We start from the raw sequence: 20880 nt of genomic DNA, 5'->3' as shown, positions 1-20880 counted from the left end.
GATGCTCTTAACATAGTGCACATGACGGTGCGATATTAGCACACATTGTTCGCACTGAGCGAGAATGTCATTTCCGCCAGCCGAGCAGCGGAGTCGCCGGGAAGGGGACCATGTCCGAGCACGAGAGCGTGTGGAGCGACCTCCAGGGCGTCGCGTTCTCGCAGGGGTACCTCGATGTCGGCGGCGTGCGGACCCGTTATCTGCACGCAGGCGACCCGTCCCTGCCGACGCTGGTCCTGCTGCACGGTTCCGGCGGGCATGCCGAGGCCTATGTGCGCAACCTCGAGTCGCATGCGGAGCACTTCTCGACCTGGTCGGTCGACATGCTGGGCCATGGCTACACCGACAGACCGGGCCACCCGCTCGAGGTGCGCCACTACGTCGATCACCTCCTGGCGGTCCTCGACGCGATCGGCGCGCAGCGGGCCCACATCAGCGGCGAGTCGCTGGGCGGCTGGGTGGCGTCGCGGTTCGCGGTCGACCACCCCGACCGGCTCGAGCGGCTGGTGCTCAACACCGCCGGCGGCTCGCAGGCCGATCCGGAGGTGATGAAGCGGATCATCACGCTGTCCATGGCCGCCGCCGAGAACCCCACGTGGGAGACCGTGCAGGCCCGCATCAAGTGGTTGATGGCCGACAAGTCGAAGGGCTACGACGACATCGTCGCCAGCCGGCAGCGGGTGTACCGGCAACCCGGCTTCGTCGACGCGATGCGCGACATCATGGCACTGCAGGATCCCGAGATCCGTGCCCGCAATCTGATGAAACCCGATGACTACGGCGCGATCTCCGCGCCCACGCTGGTGCTGTGGACCAGTGACGACCCGACGGCCGACGTCAGCGAGGGCCGGCGGATCGCGGAGATGATCCCGGGCGCCCGCTTCGAGGTGATGCCCGGCTGCGGTCACTGGCCGCAGTACGAGGATCCGAAGACGTTCAACCGGCTGCACCTCGACTTCCTCCTTGGGCGGCAGTGATGAGCGCTTGCGCGAAGAGCAGAGGGCAGTGATGAGCGGAACCCTCCGCGAGGCCGATGTCGTCATCGTCGGAGGCGGGCCGGTCGGGCTCACGCTGGCCAACATCCTCGGCCTGCAGGACGTACGCACACTCGTCGTCGACGAGCGCGACAGCCTGATCGACTACCCGCGCGGCGTCGGCCTCGACGACGAGGCGCTGCGCACATTCCAGGCGATCGGCCTGGTCGACAAGGTGCTCCCGCACACCGTCCCGAACCAGATCCTGCGCTTCTTCGACCGCAACCGGCGGCTGCTCGCCGAGATGGCCCCGCCCGACGCCCGCTTCGGCTGGCCCAAGCGCAACGGATTCGTCCAGCCGATGGTCGACGCCGAACTGCTCGCGGGCCTCGACCGCTTCGACCACGTGCAGGTGGCCTGGGGCAGCCGGATGGAGGCGTGCGCCGAGACCGAAGGCGGCGTCACGGTGCGGCTGTCGGGTGACGAGAACCCGGTCACCGCGCGGTATCTCGTGGGGTGCGACGGCGGCCGCAGCGCCACTCGCAGGTTGATGGGGGTGTCGTTCGAGGGCACCACCTCGGCCACCCGGTGGCTGGTCGTCGACGTGGCCAACGATCCGCTGGGCCACCCCAACAGCGAGGTCGGTGCGGACCCGGAGCGGCCGTACGCCTCGATCTCGATCGCGCACGGAATCCGCCGGTTCGAGTTCATGATCCACGCCGACGAGTCCGACGAGCAGGTCGAGGAGCCGGCGTTCATCGAGCGGATGCTCGGCCGATTCGTTCCGGACCCGCAGCGCGTCGACGTGATCCGGCACCGGGTCTACACCCACCACTCCCGCATTGCCGGCGCATTCCGCGCCGGCAGGATGTTCCTGGCCGGCGACGCCGCACACCTGATGCCGGTGTGGCAGGGGCAGGGGTACAACAGTGGCATCCGCGACGCCGCCAACCTCGGCTGGAAGCTGGCGGCGGTGATCAAGGGCCAGGCCGGTGACGCGCTGTTGGACACCTACGACGTCGAACGCCGCAAGCACGCCCGGGCGATGATCGACCTGTCCACGATGGTGGGCCGCGTCATCTCCCCGACGAACCGTCGCGTTGCGGCGCTGCGCGACAGGGTGATCCGTGGCGCGTCCGTCGTCCCGACGCTGAAGCGCTACGTGCTCGAGATGCGGTTCAAGCCGATGCCGCGCTACGAGCAGGGTGCGGTCCACCACGACCACGCGCCGACGCCGACGTCGCCCACCGGCACGCTGTTCATCCAGCCCCGCGTCGACACCCGGGAGCAGGCGGGCGTGCTGCTCGACGACGTCCTCGGCACCGGATTCGCGGTGCTGTGCTGGAACAACAACCCGCGCGCCCTGCTCGGCGAGCAGATCTTCGACCGCTGGAAGGCATTGGGCGCCAGGTTTGTCGCCGCCCGGCCGGTGACCCAGTTGCACTGGACCGGACACGACGACCCCGACGTCGTGATCGTCGGCGACCGGACCGGCGCGGTGAAGGCGTGGTTCGACGCGCACGCCGAGTCGGTGCTGTTCCTGCGGCCGGACCGCTGCATCGCCGGCGCCTGCATCGCCCAGCGCGCACCCGAGACCAGCGAGGCACTGTTCGCGGTGCTGCATGTCACCCAGAGAGGAGGCAACGAACCAGATGGGAACCTCCACAACGGAAGTGGCGCTGTGCTGCATGTCGCACAGTCCACTGTTGAATCTTCCGGGACCGTCGCAGGAACTCCTTGACGACATCGGGACGGCCATCACGGACGCCCGAGACTTCGTCACCGCCTTCGACCCGGAGCTCGTCGTGATCTTCTCGCCCGATCACTACAACGGCTTCTTCTACCGGCTGATGCCACCGTTCTGCATCGGCACGTCCGCCCGCGGTGTCGGTGACTTCGGCACCCACGCCGGGCCGCTCGACGTGCCGGAGTCGACGGCCAACGACTGCGCGAGCGCGGTGTGGGAGGCCGGTGTCGACGTGGCGATCTCGGCCAGCATGGACGTCGACCACGGCACCGTCCAACCGCTCGAGAAGCTGTTCGGCGATCCGACGTCGCGCCCGGTGCTGCCGATCTTCATCAACTCCGTCGCCACCCCGCTCGGTCCGCTCAAACGGTCCCGGATGCTCGGTGCGGCGGTGGGCGGCTTCCTCGCCGGACTCGGCAAGCGGGTGCTGGTGATCGGCTCGGGCGGGCTGTCACACGACCCGCCGGTGCCGACGCTGGCGACGGCGCCGCCCGCCGCGCTGGAGCGCATCGTGCACGGGGCTCCGATGAGCACCGAGGCGCGGATGGCCAGGCAGGCCGCGGTGATCGACGCCGCACAGCATTTCGCCCGTGGCGAGAGCGGGCTGCAACCCCTGAACCCAGTGTGGGACCAGACGCTGCTGGAGATCCTCGACGAGGGCTGGCTGACCGACCTGGACGGCTGGTCGAATTCTTTCATCGCCCGCGAGGGCGGTAACTCCGGACACGAGATCCGCACCTGGGTGGCGGCTTTCGCCGCCCTGCAGGCCGCCGCGGGTGGCTACCGGACCGAACAGCGGTTCTACCGGGCGGCGCCGGACCTGATCGCCGGCTTCGCGATCCGGACGGCGGTCGCCGTATGACGTCCGCAGCGGCGGGCGCCGCGGGCTTCGACACCGAGGTCGACGTGCTCGTGATCGGTTCCGGCGGAGGCGGGATGACCGCTGCGCTGACCGCCGACGCGGCGGGGCTCGACACGCTGGTGGTGGAGAAGGCGTCGCAGTACGGCGGCTCCACCGCGCTGTCGGGCGGCGGCATCTGGGTTCCGGGCGCCCCGTCGCAGCGCCGGGCGGGATACGTGCCCGATCCCGACGAGGTGTTCACCTACCTGCGGACCATCACCGGCGGACTGGTCAGCGACGCGCGGTTGCGCACCTACGTCGACCGCGCGCCCGAGATGATGGAGTTCCTCGAACAACGCAGCACGTGGTTCGAATTCGTCTGGAAACCCGGCTACGCCGACTACTACCCGGAACTGCCCGGCGGCTCGGCGCTCGGCAGCACCATCAACGTGCCTGCCATCGACCTGCGGGAGCTGGGCGACGAGGAGCAGCAGCTGCTTGCGCCGCTCGCCCTCGCGCCGAAGGGAATCTGGTTCGCGCCCAAGGATCTGCGGCTGTTCTACCAGGTCAGGCAGAACTGGCGAGGCAAGGCGGTGCTGCTCAAACTCATCTGGCGGATGGTGCGGGCCCGGGTGTTCGGCGACCGGATGGCGGCGATCGGCCAGTCGCTGGCCGCGCGGATGCGGCTGGCGATGAAGCAGCAGGACATCCCCCTGTGGCTGGACGCACCGATGAGCGAGCTCGTCACCGACGACGGGGGAGCGGTGATCGGGGCCGTCGTCGAGAAGGACGGCCGGTCGGTGCGCATCCACGCGCGGCGCGGGGTGATCATCGCCGCCGGTGGCTTCGACCACGACATGACCTGGCGCCGCGAGTACCTGCCCGAGCTGGATAAGGACTGGAGCTTCGGCAATCCGGCCGCAACGGGTGACGGCATCCGGGCCGGACAGAAGGTCGGCGCGGCCACCGAGCTGCTCGACGAGGCGTGGTGGTTCCCGGCGATGTGCTGGCCGGACGGGCGGCTGCAGTTCATGCTGAACGAACGGATGATGCCCGCGCAGTTCGTCGTCAACGGGGCGGGGGAGCGTTTCATCAACGAGGCGGCGCCCTACATGGACTTCGCCCACGCGATGATCGAGGGCCATCGCACCGGTGTGGAGCACATCCCGTGCTGGCTGGTCACCGACGTCCGCTCGTTCCACCGCTACGTCGTCGGCGGCCACCTGCCGCTGCCGAAGATCCCGTTCGCGCCGGTGCCCACCGGGTGGAAGGTCCCGAAGGCCTGGCTCGATTCCGGAATCGTCAAGGCGGGTGACTCGTTCGAGGAGCTCGCCGCCGAGATCGGCGTGCCGCCGGGGCAGCTCCGCCGGACGGCCGAGCGGTTCAACGAACTGGCGCGCAGCGGCCACGACGACGACTTCAACCGCGGTGACAGCGCTTACGACAATTACTACGGCGACCCGACGCTGCCCAACCCGAACCTGCACCCGCTGGGCAGGCCGCCCTACTACGCGTTCCAGATCATCCTCGGGGACCTCGGCACCTCGGGTGGTCTGCGCACCGACGAGTTCGCCAGGGTGCTGCGCGAGGACGACACGGCGATCGCCGGACTCTACGCGGTCGGCAACGCATCGGCCGCGGTGATGGGCCGCAGCTACGCCGGGGCAGGCGCGACCATCGGCCCCGCCATGACGTTCGGCTATGTCGCCGCCCGGCACATCGCCGGCGGCGACACCGCCGACATCCCTTCGATCCCCCACCACTCGACCCTCGACAGCCCACGGAGGTAACCATGAAGATCTCGCTGTTCTACGAATTCCCGCTGCCGCGGCCGTGGTCTGACGACGACGAGCACCAGCTGTTCCAGCACGGCCTCGACGAGGTGGAGGCCGCCGACAAGGCCGGCTTCTCCACCGTCTGGCTCACCGAGCACCACTTCCTCGAGGAGTACTGTCACTCGACCGCTCCGGAGATGTTCCTGGCCGCGGCGAGCCAGCGCACCAAGGACATCCGGCTGGGCTTCGGTGTCATGCACCTGCCGCCGCCGATCAACCACCCCGCCCGCATCGCCGAGCGGGTCGCGACGCTGGACCACCTGTCCAACGGCCGTGTCGAGTTCGGCACCGGCGAGGGGTCGTCGGTGGCCGAGCTCGGTGGCTTCAACATCGACCCGGCCGACAAGCGCGCACAGTGGGAGGAGGCGCTCGAGGTCGCGATCCGGTGCATGACCGAGGCGCCGTTCTCCGGTTTCAAGGGCGAGCACGTGGAGATGCCCGCCCGCAACGTGATCCCCAAGCCGCTGCAGCAGCCCCACCCGCCGGTCTGGGTGGCCTGCACCAGGCCGTCGTCGGTGCAGATGGCCGCCCAGAAGGCGATCGGCGCGCTGAGCTTCGCCTACACCGGACCCGAGGCGCTCAAGGAGCGGGTGGACGGCTACTACCGGGAGTTCGAGGAGAAGGGCACTCCGATCACCCCGGCGATCAACCCGAACCTGCTCGCCATCGGCGGCGACCTGTCGATGATGGTCGCCAAGAGTGACGACGAGGCGCTGAAGAAGCTCGGAATCGGTGGCGGCTTCTTCTCGTTCGGCATCATGCACTACTACATGACCGGGATGCACACCCCCGGCCGCACCGGCGTGTGGGAGCTCTACGAGCAGGCGGTCAAGGAGGACCCGACGCTGGCCTACGGACCCGGCCGCGGCGCGATCGGCTCGCCGGACACGGTGCGGGAGTTCCTGCGCGGCTACGAGGCCAGCGGGGTCGACGAGATCATCCTGCTGCTCAACCCGCGCAGCCACGAGGGCACCATGGAATCGATCGAGATCATGGGCAAAGAGATCCTGCCCGAGTTCATCGAGCGCGACCAGAAGGCCGTGACGGACAAGGCGAAACGCCTCGAGCCCGTCATCGAGAAGGTGGAGTCGCGGCGCGAAGCGTCCGACGCGCCGCTCTTCGACGAGACCTATTCCTTCGGCGGCCTGCCGACCGGCCGCGGCGGCAAGTTCACCGCCGGTGAGATCCCCGAGGCGATGGCCGAGATCAACGAAGGCCGCGTGAAGGCGGCGCAGGCGGAGAAGGCAGCGCGCGAGCAGGCGGGCTGACGGCGGTGAACGAGGTCGGCGATCGATGGCGTTACGACGGCAAGCGGGTGGTCGTCACCGGCGTCGCGTCCGGGATCGGCGCGCACGTGGCCCAGCAGGTCACGTCGCTCGGCGGTGAGGTCATCGGGCTCGACCTCCGGCCGCCCGCGGTGCAGATCGCGTCGTTCATCGACCTCGACCTGTCCAGCGAGCCGTCGATCGACCACGCCGCCGCCTCGATCGGCGGCAGGGTCGACGCCCTGTTCAATGTCGCGGGCGTGTCGTCGGGCATCGGTGATCCGCGCAGGGTGGTCACCATCAACTTCCTCGGCACCAGGCGGTTCACCGAGGCGATCGTCCCTGCCATGCCGCCCGGGTCGGCGATCGCCAACGTGTCTTCGCTGGCGGCATCGGCATACCGCGAGAACGCAACGGTGACAGCAGGACTGGTGGAGACGGCGACGATCGACGAGGGCCTCGAGTGGTGCGCGGCCAACCCGGAGGCCCTGGCCGACGGCGGTGGCTACCGGCTGGCCAAGGAGGCCATCATCCTCTACGGCATGGCGCAGGTCTGCGCGTTGGGCGCCAGGGGCATTCGCATCAACTGCACCGCACCCGGGGTCACCGACACCCCGATCCTCGACCAGTTGCGCACCGCCTACGGCCAGGACTTCCTCGACGCCTTCCGCACGCCGCTGGGCCGGGTGTCCACGCCGGACGAACAGGCCAGCGTGCTGGTCTTTCTCAACAGCGCTGCCGCCAGCTACATCACCGGTCAGGTGATCTGGGTGGACGGCGGCACCGTCGGCGAGAGCGACCTCGCCGCATCGGTGCCGCGCCGCACCGCCGACAGCGCGCAGGAGTGAGACGATGGCGAGCCTGAACGACTTCCGCCGACTCGGTGACGACGTCCGCAACTGGGGCCGCTGGGGTGACGACGACGAACTGGGCACCCTGAACTTCATCACCGTTGAGAAGGTGGCGCAGGCTGCCGGCCTGGTGCGGCACGGCAAGGTGTTCTCGCTGGGAGTGGACTTCGGCTCGTCGGGACCGCAGGGCGCATTCCAGTACCGGCCCAACCCGATCCACGTGATGACCGTCGACGGCGGCGACGCCGAGACGCTGGTCAAGTACGGCCCGGACTGGTTCAAGAACACGGTGGCCCAGCAGCTCTCGGGGTACTTCGTCGACAATCCGTTCCGGTTCAACGACGACATGGTGATCATGCCGCTGCAGGCCGCCACGCAGTGGGACGCGTTGTCGCACGTGTACTACGACGACAAGCTGTACAACGGGTTTCCCGCGAATTCGGTGACGAGCCTCGGCGCGTTCCACTGCGGAATCGACAAGGTGGATCCGAAGGGCATCACCACCCGCGGGGTGCTGCTGGACCTGGTCCGTCACCGCGGCGCGCAGACTTTCCTCGAACACGGAAAACCCATCACCCCCGAGGAACTCGACGAGGTGGCCCGCGCACAGGACGTCACGGTCGAACGCGGCGACGTCGTGCTGATCCACACCGGCTGGTGGGCGCGATTCCTGGAGAACCGCGACGGCACCGAGCCGTACTCCGGCCTGGACTGGCGGTGCGCATCGTGGCTGCACGACCACGAGATCGCCGCGGTCGCCGCGGACAACCTGATGGTCGAGGACCCGGTGTCGGGCATCGAGGGCACGATCCTGCCGCTGCACATGCTGTGCCTGCGCGACATGGGCCTGATGCTCGGCGAGTACTGGGACCTGACCGCGCTGTCCGCCGACTGTGCCGCGGACGGCGTGTACGAATTCCAGCTGATCGCACCGCCTCTGCGCTTCACCGGCGCCGTGGGCTCACCGGTGAATCCGATCGCCATCAAATGACGGGAGACGACATGACCGTGACGGAAACGGCGGCGGCGCAGACCGAGAGCGCGCAGCGGCCGCTGGTGGTGGGGCTCGGCGGCACCCTGCGGGAGAATTCGTCGACCGAACGCGCGGTGCGGCACTGCCTGCAGTCCGTCGAGCGCGAAGGCGGCCGCATCCGCATGTTCGCCGGGCCGGACCTCGACCTGCCGATGTACGCCCCGCACCAGCTCGAGCGCACCCCGAAGGCACTCGAGCTCGTCGGGGCGCTTCGCGATGCCGACGCCGTCGTCGTGGGATCGCCGGGCTACCACGGCGCCGTGTCCGGACTGGTCAAGAACGCGCTCGACTACATCGAGGACCTGCGCGAGGACGCGCGGGTGTACCTCGACGACACACCGTGGGGCTGCATCAGTTGCGCCTACGGGTGGCAGGCCGCGGTCGGCACCCTCGGGCAGCTGCGGTCGATCGGCCACGCGCTGCGGGCCTGGCCGACGCCGCTGGGCGTGGCGATCAATTCGGCCGACCGGATCTGGGACGAAGCGGGCGAACTCGTCGACGAGCCGGTGCGCAACCAGCTCGACATGCTAGCCGGCCAGGTGCTCACCTTCGCCCGCGCGCACAGGAACACCACGTGACGTTCACCCGGCGGTCGACGACGGTCGACGGTCTGGCCACCGCGTATCTGGAGGCCGGCGACGGCGACCCGGTGGTGCTGCTGCACGGCGGCGAGTTCGGCGTCACCGCCGAGATCGGCTGGGAGCGATTGATTCCCGCACTCGCGTCGAAGTACCGGGTGCTGGCCCCCGACATGCTGGGGTTCGGCGGTTCGGCAAAGGTGGTCGACTTCACCGACGGCCGTGGGATGCGGATCCGCCACGTCGCCCGCTTCTGCGAGACGCTCGGCGTTGCTGCCGCCCACTTCGTCGGGAACTCGATGGGGGCGATCAATCTCCTGGTGGACGCCACGTCGGAGGCGCCGGTGCTTCCGGTGCGCAGCATGACGATCATCTGCGGTGGCGGCGAAATCCAGCGCAACGAGCATTCCGGCGCGCTCTACGACTACGACGCCAGCCTGCCGGCGATGCGCCGCATCATCGCGGCGCTCTTCGCCGATCCCTCGTATCCCGAGGACGACGACTACGTGCGGCGGCGCTACGAGTCCAGCATCGCGCCCGGAGCGTGGGAAGCGCTGGCCGCAGCGCGGTTTCGCCGTCCCGGCCTCGAGCCGCCGCCGCTGCCGTCGAGTAGACGCGCCTACGATCGGATCACTGTGCCGACGCTGATTGTCGAGGGCGGCCGCGACAAGCTGCTGCCCGCGGGCTGGGCGGCCGAGATCGCCGGCCAGATCGCCGGCGCGCGCTCCGCGGTGGTCGACGGCGCCGGGCACTGCCCACAGATCGAGCAACCCGCGGCGGTCGACGCCCTGCTGTCGGACTTCCTGGCCGACGTCGCCCACAGAGAGGTGCCCGCACAATGACCACCGGTGAACTCGAGGGCAAGGTCGCCGTGATCACGGGTGGGGCGTCGGGCCTCGGCGAAGGGCTGGTGCGACGATTCCACGCCGAGGGCGCGACGGTGGTGTTCGGCGACATCGACACCGAACTCGGCGCGGCGCTGGCCGGTGAACTCGGTGCGCGCGCCGAGTTCATCGAGACCGACGTCTCCGACATCGGCCAGGTGGGCACGCTGGTGTCGACGGCGGTCGCGGAGTACGGCGGTCTGCACGTGATGATCAACAACGCAGGGGTCTCGGGGAAGATGTTCCCGAAGTTCCTCGACGACGACCTCGCCGACTTCCACCAGGTGATGGCGGTCAATGTGCTCGCGGTGATGGCAGGCACCCGGGACGCCGCACGGCACATGTCCGAACACGGCGGCGGCTCGATCATCAACCTGACGTCGATCGGCGGCATCCAGGCCGGCGGCGGCGTGATGACCTACCGGGCGTCGAAGGCCGCCGTCATCCAGTTCACCAAGTGTGCCGCCATCGATCTGGCGCACTGGGAGGTCCGGGTCAACGCCATCGCGCCGGGGAACATCCGCACCGCGATCGTGCGGAAGTCGGCGACGGGCGAGGACGCGGCGCGACTCGAGGAGTTCGAGGCGAGGATCCGTGCGCAGATGCGCAGCGACCGCCCGCTCAAGCGGGAAGGCACCGTCGACGACGTCGCGGAGGCGGCGCTGTACCTGGCGGGGGACCGGTCGCGTTATGTCACCGGGACGATCCTCCCGATCGACGGCGGCACGGTGGCAGGCAAGGTCATCGCGCGCAAGGAGAAGCCGTCGGCATGACGGTCGCCGACCATAAATCAGTCGCTTGACTTAAAGGCTGTGACCGGCTTCACTATGAAGGTGACCACTGCGAGAGTTGCCCGCGCCGACAGGGCCAGCGGAACCCAGGAGGCGATCCTCAAGGCGGCCGAGCGGCTCTACGCCGAACACGGGGTCTTCGCGGTATCGAACCGCCAGGTCAGCGAGGCCGCCGGACAGGGGAACAACGCCGCCGTCGGCTACCACTTCGGCACCAAGGCCGACCTGGTACGCGCGATCGAGGAGAAGCACCGCGGGCCCATCGAGCGGCTGCGCGAGAAGATGGTCGCCGAGCTCGGACCCGCGCCGGACATGCGGGACTGGGTCAGCTGCCTGGTGCGCCCGCTCACCGACCACCTCGAGGCGCTCGGCAACCCGACCTGGTACGCGCGGTTCGCCGCGCAGGTGATGACCGACCCGGCCTACCACAGCATGATCGTCAGGGACGCCCTGTCGTCGCCGTCGCTCGTCGAGGTCATCAACGGCATCGCCGCCTGCCTGCCGGAACTGCCCGCCGACGTCCGCGCGGAACGAAACGTCATGGGGCGCAACCTGTTGATGCACAGCTGCGCCGACCGCGAACGCGGAATGGCGCAGGGCACCGCCGTGCCGCGGGCATCCTGGTCCGGGGCGGCGTCGGGTCTGATCGATGCGATCGTCGGGTTGTGGCTCGCCCCGGTCTCCGAGGAACCCTGATGAAGATCACCGTCGACCAGGACAAGTGCGTGTCGTCCGGCCAGTGCGTGCTGAACGCCGCGGACGTCTTCGACCAGCGAGACGAGGACGGCGTCGTCGTCCTGCTCGTCGACAGCCCACCGGCCGACCTGGCCGAACCGACCCGCGACGCGGCGGCAGCCTGCCCGGCGCTGGCCATCCACATCGAGGAGTGAAACACCCACCATGTCGGACACCCTGACCGGAACCGAGGCCGACGTCACGGCCGAGATCCCCGACTACCCGATGGAACGCGACGCCCGCTGCCCGTTCGCGCCGCCATCGCTGATGCTGCAGATGAACGAGACCAAACCGCTTTCGCGGGTGCGGATCTGGAACGGCAGCACCCCGTGGCTGATCACCGGTCACGCCGTCGCCCGGGAACTGTTCGCCGATGCCCGCGTCAGCGTCGACGACCGCCGCGAGGGTTTCCCGCACTGGAACGAGCACATGCTCTCCACGGTGAACAAGCGGCCGCGCTCGGTGTTCACCTCGGATGCCGAGGAGCACACCCGGTTCCGCCGCATGCTGTCCAAGCCGTTCACCTTCAAGCGGGTCGAGGCGCTGCGCGCGACCATCCAGGAGGTCACCGACGAGTGCATCGATGCGATCCTGGCCGGCCCGCAACCCGCCGACATCGTCGCCAAGCTCGCGCTGCCGGTGCCCACCAAGGTGATCAGCGACATGCTCGGCGTGCCGTATGAGGACCACGAATTCTTCCAGGAGCACGCGAACGCCGGGTTGGCCCGCTACGCGGCCGCGGATGCGATGCAGAAGGGTGCGATGAGCCTGCATCAGTACCTCATCGACCTCGTTGAGGAGAAGCAGGCCAATCCGGCCGAGGACGCGGTGTCGGATTTGGCCGAGCGGGTGACCGCAGGCGAGATCAGCGTCAAGGAGGCCGCCCAGCTGGGCACCGGCCTGCTCATCGCCGGACACGAGACCACCGCCAACATGATCGGCATCGGCGTGCTCGCGTTGCTGGAGAACCCCGAACAGGCTGCGCTGCTGCGTGACTCGGACGACCCGAAGTTCATCGCCAACGCCGCCGAGGAACTGATGCGATACCTGTCCATCATCCAGAACGGCCAGCGCCGCGTCGCCATCGAGGACATCGAGATCGGCGGCGAGACCATCCGCGCCGGCGAGGGCATCATCATCGACCTTGCGCCGGCGAACTGGGACGCCAACGCCTACCCCGAGCCGGAGAGGCTGGACTTCACCCGCGGCCCCGGACAACAGCTGGGCTTCGGCTACGGCCGCCACCAGTGCGTCGGGCAGCAGCTGGCGCGCGCCGAACTGCAGATCGTCTTCCACACCCTGCTGCGCCGCATCCCCACGCTGAAGTTGGCCATCCCGCTCGAGGAGGTGCCGTTCAAGCACGACCGGCTCGCCTACGGCGTCTACGAACTGCCCGTCACCTGGTGACCGGCCCCTAAACCACCAGCCCGATTGGAGACACCGATGTCCACGCCTACCGTCCCTTCACAGTCAACCCTTTATCCGCCCGAGGGCTGGGGTGCGCCCAAGTTCCGCAAGGGCCACGCCACCCAAGACCTCGGTCTTCCCGCCGGCACCGAGATCTTCTCCGCCGACAACCACATCTCGGTGGCCGACGACATCTTCTACGAACGCTTCCCCGAGGAGCTCAAGGGCGCCGCGCCGCGCATCTGGTACGAGGACGGCGCCTACATGGTCGGGATGAAGGGCAAGGCGTGGACCGGCGGCGATTTCGGCCGCGTCCTCATGCAGTACGACGACCTGGCCGGGGCTGCATCGAACAACATCGAGGCCCGCATCCGGGAGCTCAAAGAGGACGGCATCGACAAGGAACTCGCGTTCCCCAACGCCGTGCTGGCGCTGTTCCACTATCCCGACAAGTCGTTGCGCGAGCGGGTCTTCCGGATCTACAACGAGCACATCGCCGATCTGCAGGAGCGCAGCAACGGCCACTTCTACGGCGTCGGCCTGATCAACTGGTGGGACCCCAAGGGCACCCGCAGCACGCTCGAAGAGCTGAAGGCGTTGGGCCTCAAGACGTTCCTGCTGCCGCTGAACCCCGGCAAGGACGACGAGGGCAACATCTACGACTACGGCAGCACCTCCATGGACGCCGTCTGGGACGAGATCGAGGCGGCCGGACTGCCGGTCAGCCACCACATCGGCGAGACCCCTCCGAAGACGCCATGCCAGCACAACAGCGTGGTCGTCGGCATGATGGTCAATGTCGACTCGTTCCGCGAGCAGTTCGCCAAGTACGTGTTCTCCGGCATCCTGGACCGGCACCCGTCGTTGAAGATCGGCTGGTTCGAGGGCGGGATCGCCTGGGTGCCCACCGCACTGCAGGATGCCGAGCACATGCTGGCGTCCTACCGGCACATGTTCAACCACGAGCTCGAGCACGGTGTCCGCCACTACTGGGACAACCACATGAGCGCGTCGTTCATGGTGGACCCGCTCGGTTTGGCGCTCATCGATCGGATCGGCGTCGAGAACGTGATGTGGTCGTCGGACTACCCGCACAACGAGAGCACGTTCGGGTATTCGGAGAAATCGCTGGCCACCGTGGTCGATGCGGTCGGGCCGGAGAACGCCGCGAAGATCATCAGCTCCAACATCAAGAACTTCCTGGGAGTCTGATGACCGCCACCTTCGCCACGTCGAGCGGGCTCTCCCAGCTCGACATCCCCGACCTGCCCGACCGCGAGCGGATGTACCGCGAATGCGGTGCGCGGCTGCGGGATTCCATGAAGGCCAAAGGCGTCGGCGCGCTGGTCCTGCTGGGCAACGGCAACGTCGTCTACGCGACCGGCGCCAGCTGGCCGCTACTGGATGCGGGTCTGTCCCATGTCGAGCGGCCGGTGGCCGTCGTGCTGGCGGACGATGAGCACCCACACCTGTTCATGCCCTTCAAGGAGGGCAGCGCATTCGACACCGAGGTGCCGACCGACCACGTGCACGGGCCGCTGTACCTCGAATTCGACGAGGGCGTCGAGCACTTCGGCCGGGTGTTGGCCGCGCTCGCGCCACCGGGGACGACCATCGCGGTCGACGAACTCACCGGTGCGATGCGCCGCGCCGCGGACCGCCTGTTCCCTGCCGGCCCGCCCTCGGACGCGGCGCAGGTGATCGGCCCGGCCAAACTGGTCAAGACCGTCGACCAGATCGCGGCCGTCCGGAAGGCCTGCCGCATCACCGAAGAGGCGGTCGCCGACGTGCAGGCATCACTCGCCGTCGGTGTGCGCCAGATGGACCTGTCCGCGCACTTCGTCCGCCGCGCCTTCGAGCTCGGCGCCACCACGAACATGATCGAAGCCATCTGGCAGGTGATGCCGACGACGCGGGACAGCGGCGCGGTGTGGACCACCACGGGCGATCTGGCGTTGCCGCTGCTGCCGACGCAGCAGGAACTGGCCGAGGGTGACGTGCTGTGGACCGACATCAGCATCACCTACGAGGGGTACTGCTCGGACTGGGGACGCACCTGGGTCGTGGGGCGAGAACCCACGCCCCGCCAGCAGGATCAGTTCGCCAAGTGGCGCCACATCCTCGACGCGGTCCTGGCGGTGACGAAGGCCGGCGCCACCTCCGGTGACCTCGCCCGCGCGGCGATCGCGGCCAACGGCGGCACCAAACCCTGGCTGCCGCATTTCTACCTCGGTCACGGCATCGGCACGAATGCCGCCGAAATGCCGATGATCGGAACGGATCTCGGCCAGGAGTTCGACGACAACTTCGTCTTCCCCGCGGGGATGTTGCTGGTGCTCGAACCCGTCATCTGGGAGGACGGCACCGGGGGCTACCGCAGTGAGGAGATCGTGGTGATCACCGAGGACGGGTGTCAATCGATCACGAACTACCCCTACGCGCCGTACGGGCAGACACTGATAGGCCTACAAAAATGAGTGAAGAGATCGTTCCCGACGACCTGACCCTGCGGACCGGACGACGGCAGCGGGTGCTGGCGCAGATGGCGGCTCACGACCTCGACATCCTGGTGCTCGGCCGGCAGGCCAACGTCCGCTACGTCACCGGCGCCCCACAGCTCTGGGTCGCGGGCACCCGGCCGTTCGCCCCGATCTGCGTACTGGTCCGCGCCACCGGAGACATCCACCTCAACAGCAGCTGGGACGAGGGCATACCGGAGGAGATCGACCACGAGCACCTCTACGGCCTGGCGTGGAATCCGATGACGCTGATCGAGGTGCTCAAGGGGATCGACGGAGCGGCCGGCGCGAGCCGCGTGGGCACCGACGCCATGTCCCCGACGTTCGCGCAGCTGCTGCCCCTGTCGTTCCCCAACGCCGAATTCGTCGACGGGGAGATCGCGATGAAGGCGGCGCGGCGGGGAAAGACCGTCGACGAGCTCGTGGTGTTGCGCCGAGCGCTCGCGGTGGCCGAACGTGGGCTTGCCGCAGCGGTGTCCGGGCTCGCGGACGGCATCACCGAGCAGGCGCTGAACGGTGTGCTCATGGAGGCGATGGCGGCCGGCGGGTTCAGCACCTCGGCCACCCAGGACGGGGTGTGGGTCACCTCCCGCGAGCATGCGTGGCGGGTCGGGCGCCGCGACGGCCGGATCGCCGAGGGCGATCTGGTGGCGCTCGCCGCCGGTGCACTGGCCGACGGTTATGTCGGCGAGGTGGGGCGCACCTACCCCGTGGGCGAGGTCAAGGGTGCCGACGCGCTGTATCGCCGCTCGAATGACCTGTGGGAGCGGCTACTCGACGCGTGCAATCCCGGTGCGCCTGCCAGTGCTCTGCTCGACGCATACGAGGCTGCCGGTGAGGCGCTGCCGCCCATTCCGGTGGCTCACGGCCTCGGGCTGGGTTTCGACCCTCCGGTGGTCTCGCCCGATCTGCCTGCCACCTGTGCTGCCGAACGGCTCGACCCCGGGACGGTGCTGGCCGTCACGGCGTACGTGTGGGAGCCGGGCGTGGGCGCGGTGTTCCAGCGGGATGCCGTGTTGGTCACCGACTCCGGCCCGGAGGTGCTGACCACCAGTCCGACGTACACCGGTGCGAAGGTCGGCGTCACGCATGGCTGAGCGGCCCTCGCCGGAGGAGATCATCCTCTACAAGAAGGACCCGAAGACCAAGATCGCGACGATCACCTTCAATCGGCCGGAGTTCCTCAACGCGCCGACGTCGGCGGCCCGGTTGCGTTACGCCGACCTCTGCCGCGCGGCCACCGTCGACAACGACGTCAAGGTGCTGGTGATCCGCGGCGTCGGGGACAACCTGGGCAGCGGCGCCGACCTCCCGGAGTTCATGGAGGGCAACGACAACCCCGAACTGCGGCTGGCCGAGCTGCGCCTCGAGGACGAGGGCGTCGGCGACGTGACCTATCCGCCGAAGGGCACCTTCCGCAACGGCGCGACGATCAGTGCCTGGTACGCCAACGTGCAGGCGGGCAACCGGCCGCTTCAGGAGCTCAAGAAGATCAGCATCGTCGAGGCCAAGGGGTACTGCTACGGCTGGCACTTCTATCAGTGCGCCGACGCCGATCTGGTGATCTCCAGCGACGACGCGCTGTTCGGGCATCCGTCGTTCCGGTATTACGGCTGGGGACCCCGGATGTGGACCTGGATCCAGATGATGGGGTTGCGCAAATTCCAGGAGATGGTGTTCACCGGCCGGCCCTTCACCGCCGCGGAGATGTACGACTGCAACTTCCTCAACCGGGTCGTCCCCCGGGAGGACCTGGAGGCCGAGACGGCCAAGTACGCCCGGGCGTGTGCGCGTAACCGGCCGGTGGACACGGTGTTCCAGCAGAAGCTGTTCTTCGAGGTGTTCAAGCAGCACCAGGGGGAGTACATGGGCAGCCTGCTGTCGGCGTTCTTCGAGTCGATGGGCAGCGGCGTGGCCAACGACGACGCCGACGACCTCGACATGAACGAGGCCATCGGCAGCGGCCTGGCCGGCGCGGTGAACGACAACGACAGCAAGTTCCCGCCCGACTTCCGGCTGAGCAAGTCGAACCGCGCGAAGAAGGAGTGAGCGTGCCGCCGCTGGCCGGCTACCGCGTCATCGACCTGTCCACCGGCATCGCCGGCGCCTACTGCACCAAGCTGCTGGCCGACGGCGGCGCCGAGGTCGTCAAAGTCGAACCGCCGCAGGGTGACCCGTTGCGGCGGTGGTCGGCCTCGGGCGCCGATATCGCCGCCGGGGCCGACGGCGCGCTGTTCACCTTCCTCGCGAGCTCCAAGCACAGCGTGGTGGCCGATCCCACCGACGGGTCAGACGCCGACTTCGTCGACGGGCTGCTGGCGGGGGCGGACGCCGTCGTCTGGTCGCGCGGCTCCGATGTGGCTGAGCACCAGCGGTTCTCGCCGGCCGACATGCACGGGCGTCATCCCCGGCTCACCGTCACCGCGATCACACCCTTCGGCCTGACCGGACCCTGGCGCGACCGGGCGGCCACCGAGTTCACCCTGCAGGCCTGGTCGGGCGGGATCGTCGGCCTCGGCCGGGGAGCCGCCGACCGCGCGCCGGTGTACGTCGGCGGGCAGGTCGGGGAATATCTGGCCGGCGCCTACGCCGCCGCCGCCACACTCGCCGCGCAGCACCGCGGCGGCGCGCTCATCGACCTGTCGATGCTGGAGACGCAGATCCTCGGCCTGACGTACTACCCGGTGACGTTCCACGAGATGCTCGGCAGGCCGTGGCGCGACGCCCGCCGCCTCACCGTCCCGGGCATCGCGCAGGCCGCCAACGGACTCGTCGACATCGGGTGCGGCACCGCGCAGCAGTGGTTCGACCTGTGCGCGATGACCGGCCACGAGGAGTGGATCGACGAGGACTCATCCCTGTCGATCACCCAGCAGGCCAACGAGAAGGCCGAGGAACTGTACGCCTGGGTGCGCAGCCAGGCCGTCGACGACATCCGCGACCTCGCCACCGCGTTCCGCATCCCCAACGCACCGGTGGCCAACGGCGCCAACATCACCGAACTCGACCACTTCCGCGAGCGCGGTTCGTTCACCACCGATCCGCGCGACGGCTTCGACCGACCCGGCCCGCCGTACCGGACCTCGCCGCCGCTGCTCAGCCCGCCTCGCCCCGCGCCGCGTCTGGGCGAACACACCGAGGCTCATCGCCGGAACTGCATTCCCGGCGATCAAGAGCGCGGCCTGACGACCGGGAATGGCCCCCGCAAGCGGGAGGTACCCCCGGTTCCGGCGCAGCTGCCGTTCGAGGGGATGCGGGTGCTGGACATGACGACGTTCTGGGCGGGGCCGTCGTGCACCCACATGCTCGCGCTGCTGGGCGCCGAAGTGATCCACGTCGAGTCCACCCGCCACCCGGACGGCACCCGCCTGATCGCAGGCATCCCGGCGACCGAACCGCAGTGGTGGGAGCGCTCGCCGATCTTCTCGGGGCTCAACACCAACAAGAAGGGCCTGACCCTCGACCTGCAGTCCGAGCGGGGCCGCGCCCTGCTCGACCGGCTGATCCCGACCTGCGACGTGATCGTCGAGAACTTCACCCCGCGGGTGCTCGACCAGATCGGCCTCGACTTCGCGAAGGTGCAGTCGCTGCGGCCCGACGCGATCATGGTGCGGATGCCAGGCTTCGGGCTGGACGGGCCGTGGCGCGACAACCCGGCATTCGCCTACGTCATCGAGGCCGCCGCCGGGATCAGCTGGCTCACCGGCTATCCCGACCGCAACCCGAACGAGCCCTACTCGGTCGGCGACCCGAATGCCGGGATCCACGCGCTCAACGGTCTGCTGCTCGCCATCGAGCACCGCCGCCGCACGGGCGAGGGTGTGCTGGTGGAGGCCGCCATGGTGGACGCCGCCCTGAATGTGGCCGCTGAACAGGTCATCGAGTACTCGGCCTACGGCGCGGTGCTGCAGCGGGCGGGCAACCGCGGCCCCACCGCCGCACCACAGAACCTGTACCGCACCAGCGGGATCGACGAGTTCGGCCGCGAGGACTGCTGGGTGGCCGTGGCCGTCGCCAGCGACGAGCAGTGGGCGTCACTGGTCGACGCACTCGGCCGTCCGGAGTGGGCGACGGCTCCGGAGCTGGCGACCATCACGGGCAGGCGGGTGCAGCACGACCTGATCGACGACCGGCTCGGGGAGTGGACGGCGCAGCGCACCGCCGACGACGTCGTCGAAACGCTATGGGCGGCAGGGGTTCCAGTGGCTAAGGTCATGCAGCCGCACCGGCAGACCGAGCTGCCACAGTTGACCGCACGCGGCTTCTTCGAAGACGTCGGCCACCCCGTCAACGACCCGACGCCGCACAGTGCGCTGCCGTTCCGGCTGTCGCCGGGGCCGCAGCGGTTCCATCGCCACCCCGCCCCGCTGCTGGGCCAGCACAACGACGAACTGCTCACCGAGCTCGGGTTGTCCGCGGCGGAGATCGCCGAGCTGGAGGCCGACGACGTGATCGGGCATGCACCGCCGTCGCACCGGCCCCGCAAGGTCACCCGCTGAGCTGTTTGGTTAGCTCACTGACATGACCATCGACCCGTCGCAGATCCTGCTCACCGGCCGCACGGCGGTGGTGACCGGCGGGGGAGTCGGCATCGGCCGCGGAATCGCAGCAGGGCTGGCGGCTTTCGGCGCACGCGTCGCGATCTGGGAGCGTGATCCCGGCACCTGTGCGGCCGCAGCGGAGTCGATCGGCGCGCTGGGCCTCGCCACCGACGTGCGCGACGCCGCACAGGTCGACGCGGCGCTCGAGCGCACCGCCGCCGAACTCGGCCCGGTGCGGATCCTCGTCAACAACGCGGGCGGCGTGTTCCCGAGTCCGCTGCTCGACACCAGCGAAAACGGCTGGGATGCACTGTACAAAGCGAACCTGCGGCACGTCCTGCTGTGCACGCAGCGGGTGTCGCGACAACTGGCGGCGGCGGGGCTGTCGGGCAGCGTCATCAACGTCACCTCGATCGAGGGGGTGCGCGCCGCTCCCGGGTACGCGGCCTACGCGGCGGCGAAGGCGGGCGTCATCAACTACACCCAGACCGCGTCTTTCGAGCTGGCGCCGCACGGCATCCGGGTCAACGCGCTGGCGCCCGACATCACCGTCACCGAGGGCCTGCTGGCGATGTCGCGCGGCGGTCTGCCCGACAAGCTGAACCACACGGTGCCGCTCGGCCGGCCCGGCCACGTCGACGAGATGGCCTCGGCGGCGGTGTTCCTGGCGTCCGACATGTCGAGCTACATCACCGGTCAGACCATCCACGTCGACGGCGGTACCCATGCGGCGGGCGGCTGGTACCGCCATCCGGAGTCCGGTGCCGCGACGCTTGGGCCGCCGACTTAGCAGCGGAACGGGGCTGCGCCTCGATCCTCAGCGAGGCACGAACTCGGCAATGTGACGGCGGTACAACGGGATCCGCTGCGGCAGGTACT

Annotated in this window: 19 protein-coding genes; all 19 read left to right on the top strand. The window is 69.0% G+C overall.

What is annotated here, in order from left to right; all coding sequences use genetic code 11:
- The first annotated feature begins 110 nt into the window (after positions 1 to 110).
- From Q2100_RS11165 to Q2100_RS11075, 19 genes are read left to right on the top strand one after another with little or no spacing between them, the layout of a single operon-like run.
- On the top strand, positions 111 to 977 hold the full coding sequence (locus tag Q2100_RS11165) for an alpha/beta fold hydrolase (RefSeq protein WP_302914112.1): 867 nt from the start codon (positions 111 to 113) through the stop codon (positions 975 to 977).
- Positions 978 to 1008: 31 nt separating this feature from the next.
- Complete coding sequence (locus Q2100_RS11160) at positions 1009 to 2715, top strand: bifunctional 3-(3-hydroxy-phenyl)propionate/3-hydroxycinnamic acid hydroxylase (protein ID WP_302914111.1); 1707 nt, start codon at positions 1009 to 1011, stop codon at positions 2713 to 2715.
- A complete protein-coding gene (locus Q2100_RS11155) occupies positions 2663 to 3583 on the top strand; it encodes a 3-carboxyethylcatechol 2,3-dioxygenase (RefSeq protein ID WP_302914110.1) in 921 nt (306 codons plus the stop codon). The genes Q2100_RS11160 and Q2100_RS11155 overlap by 53 nt, the downstream gene beginning before the upstream one ends.
- On the top strand, positions 3580 to 5352 hold the full coding sequence (locus Q2100_RS11150; protein ID WP_302914109.1) for an FAD-binding protein: 1773 nt from the start codon (positions 3580 to 3582) through the stop codon (positions 5350 to 5352). Before Q2100_RS11155 ends, Q2100_RS11150 begins: the two co-directional genes overlap by 4 nt.
- Before the next feature lie 2 nt (positions 5353 to 5354).
- Positions 5355 to 6665, top strand: coding sequence for an LLM class flavin-dependent oxidoreductase (locus Q2100_RS11145; RefSeq protein ID WP_264013291.1), 1311 nt, complete (start codon positions 5355 to 5357; stop codon positions 6663 to 6665).
- Between the two features lie 5 nt (positions 6666 to 6670).
- Positions 6671 to 7510, top strand: a complete 840-nt coding sequence (locus Q2100_RS11140; protein ID WP_264013290.1) for a coniferyl-alcohol dehydrogenase — start codon at positions 6671 to 6673, stop codon at positions 7508 to 7510.
- Between the two features lie 4 nt (positions 7511 to 7514).
- A complete protein-coding gene (locus Q2100_RS11135) occupies positions 7515 to 8504 on the top strand; it encodes a cyclase family protein (RefSeq protein ID WP_302914108.1) in 990 nt (329 codons plus the stop codon).
- A gap of 11 nt (positions 8505 to 8515) precedes the next feature.
- Entirely contained in the window at positions 8516 to 9124 is a 609-nt protein-coding gene (locus tag Q2100_RS11130) for an NADPH-dependent FMN reductase (RefSeq protein ID WP_264013288.1), read from the top strand.
- Positions 9121 to 9966: an alpha/beta fold hydrolase gene (locus Q2100_RS11125; protein ID WP_302914107.1), complete on the top strand. Its 846-nt coding sequence runs from the start codon at positions 9121 to 9123 to the stop codon at positions 9964 to 9966. Before Q2100_RS11130 ends, Q2100_RS11125 begins: the two co-directional genes overlap by 4 nt.
- Positions 9963 to 10781, top strand: coding sequence for an SDR family NAD(P)-dependent oxidoreductase (locus Q2100_RS11120; protein ID WP_302914106.1), 819 nt, complete (start codon positions 9963 to 9965; stop codon positions 10779 to 10781). The genes Q2100_RS11125 and Q2100_RS11120 overlap by 4 nt, the downstream gene beginning before the upstream one ends.
- A gap of 54 nt (positions 10782 to 10835) precedes the next feature.
- Entirely contained in the window at positions 10836 to 11495 is a 660-nt protein-coding gene (locus tag Q2100_RS11115) for a TetR/AcrR family transcriptional regulator (protein ID WP_264013437.1), read from the top strand.
- On the top strand, positions 11495 to 11689 hold the full coding sequence (locus Q2100_RS11110) for a ferredoxin (protein ID WP_302914105.1): 195 nt from the start codon (positions 11495 to 11497) through the stop codon (positions 11687 to 11689). The genes Q2100_RS11115 and Q2100_RS11110 overlap by 1 nt, the downstream gene beginning before the upstream one ends.
- Before the next feature lie 10 nt (positions 11690 to 11699).
- On the top strand, positions 11700 to 12941 hold the full coding sequence (locus Q2100_RS11105; RefSeq protein WP_302914104.1) for a cytochrome P450: 1242 nt from the start codon (positions 11700 to 11702) through the stop codon (positions 12939 to 12941).
- A 36-nt stretch (positions 12942 to 12977) separates the two neighbouring features.
- Complete coding sequence (locus Q2100_RS11100) at positions 12978 to 14153, top strand: amidohydrolase family protein (RefSeq protein WP_269893557.1); 1176 nt, start codon at positions 12978 to 12980, stop codon at positions 14151 to 14153.
- Positions 14153 to 15418, top strand: a complete 1266-nt coding sequence (locus tag Q2100_RS11095) for a M24 family metallopeptidase (protein WP_302914103.1) — start codon at positions 14153 to 14155, stop codon at positions 15416 to 15418. Before Q2100_RS11100 ends, Q2100_RS11095 begins: the two co-directional genes overlap by 1 nt.
- Positions 15415 to 16557, top strand: coding sequence for a M24 family metallopeptidase (locus Q2100_RS11090; protein ID WP_302914102.1), 1143 nt, complete (start codon positions 15415 to 15417; stop codon positions 16555 to 16557). The genes Q2100_RS11095 and Q2100_RS11090 overlap by 4 nt, the downstream gene beginning before the upstream one ends.
- A complete protein-coding gene (locus Q2100_RS11085; RefSeq protein ID WP_302914101.1) occupies positions 16550 to 17509 on the top strand; it encodes an enoyl-CoA hydratase/isomerase family protein in 960 nt (319 codons plus the stop codon). Before Q2100_RS11090 ends, Q2100_RS11085 begins: the two co-directional genes overlap by 8 nt.
- 2 nt (positions 17510 to 17511) lie before the next feature.
- Positions 17512 to 19959, top strand: a complete 2448-nt coding sequence (locus Q2100_RS11080; RefSeq protein ID WP_302914100.1) for a CaiB/BaiF CoA-transferase family protein — start codon at positions 17512 to 17514, stop codon at positions 19957 to 19959.
- Between the two features lie 22 nt (positions 19960 to 19981).
- Positions 19982 to 20791: an SDR family NAD(P)-dependent oxidoreductase gene (locus Q2100_RS11075; RefSeq protein ID WP_302914099.1), complete on the top strand. Its 810-nt coding sequence runs from the start codon at positions 19982 to 19984 to the stop codon at positions 20789 to 20791.
- The last annotated feature ends 89 nt before the right edge of the window (positions 20792 to 20880 follow it).

It is taken from the genome of Mycolicibacterium arseniciresistens, from assembly GCF_030519285.1.
In the GTDB taxonomy this organism is placed as follows: domain Bacteria; phylum Actinomycetota; class Actinomycetes; order Mycobacteriales; family Mycobacteriaceae; genus Mycobacterium; species Mycobacterium arseniciresistens.
Note: the sequence above shows the minus strand (reverse complement) of the source record. Positions and strands in the feature narration are given on the sequence as shown.

Bases quoted from the DNA above. Each gene is read 5' to 3' on its own strand.
- Q2100_RS11160 (WP_302914111.1), top strand. From the start codon at position 1,009: ATGAGCGGAACCCTCCGCGAGGCCGATGTCGTCATCGTCGGAGGCGGG.
- Q2100_RS11110 (WP_302914105.1), top strand. From the start codon at position 11,495: ATGAAGATCACCGTCGACCAGGACAAGTGCGTGTCGTCCGGCCAGTGC.
- Q2100_RS11115 (WP_264013437.1), top strand. From the start codon at position 10,836: ATGAAGGTGACCACTGCGAGAGTTGCCCGCGCCGACAGGGCCAGCGGA.
- Q2100_RS11120 (WP_302914106.1), top strand. From the start codon at position 9,963: ATGACCACCGGTGAACTCGAGGGCAAGGTCGCCGTGATCACGGGTGGG.
- Q2100_RS11165 (WP_302914112.1), top strand. From the start codon at position 111: ATGTCCGAGCACGAGAGCGTGTGGAGCGACCTCCAGGGCGTCGCGTTC.
- Q2100_RS11150 (WP_302914109.1), top strand. From the start codon at position 3,580: ATGACGTCCGCAGCGGCGGGCGCCGCGGGCTTCGACACCGAGGTCGAC.
- Q2100_RS11085 (WP_302914101.1), top strand. From the start codon at position 16,550: ATGGCTGAGCGGCCCTCGCCGGAGGAGATCATCCTCTACAAGAAGGAC.
- Q2100_RS11090 (WP_302914102.1), top strand. From the start codon at position 15,415: ATGAGTGAAGAGATCGTTCCCGACGACCTGACCCTGCGGACCGGACGA.
- Q2100_RS11095 (WP_302914103.1), top strand. From the start codon at position 14,153: ATGACCGCCACCTTCGCCACGTCGAGCGGGCTCTCCCAGCTCGACATC.
- Q2100_RS11075 (WP_302914099.1), top strand. From the start codon at position 19,982: ATGACCATCGACCCGTCGCAGATCCTGCTCACCGGCCGCACGGCGGTG.
- Q2100_RS11100 (WP_269893557.1), top strand. From the start codon at position 12,978: ATGTCCACGCCTACCGTCCCTTCACAGTCAACCCTTTATCCGCCCGAG.
- Q2100_RS11105 (WP_302914104.1), top strand. From the start codon at position 11,700: ATGTCGGACACCCTGACCGGAACCGAGGCCGACGTCACGGCCGAGATC.
- Q2100_RS11145 (WP_264013291.1), top strand. From the start codon at position 5,355: ATGAAGATCTCGCTGTTCTACGAATTCCCGCTGCCGCGGCCGTGGTCT.
- Q2100_RS11135 (WP_302914108.1), top strand. From the start codon at position 7,515: ATGGCGAGCCTGAACGACTTCCGCCGACTCGGTGACGACGTCCGCAAC.
- Q2100_RS11155 (WP_302914110.1), top strand. From the start codon at position 2,663: ATGTCGCACAGTCCACTGTTGAATCTTCCGGGACCGTCGCAGGAACTC.
- Q2100_RS11130 (WP_264013288.1), top strand. From the start codon at position 8,516: ATGACCGTGACGGAAACGGCGGCGGCGCAGACCGAGAGCGCGCAGCGG.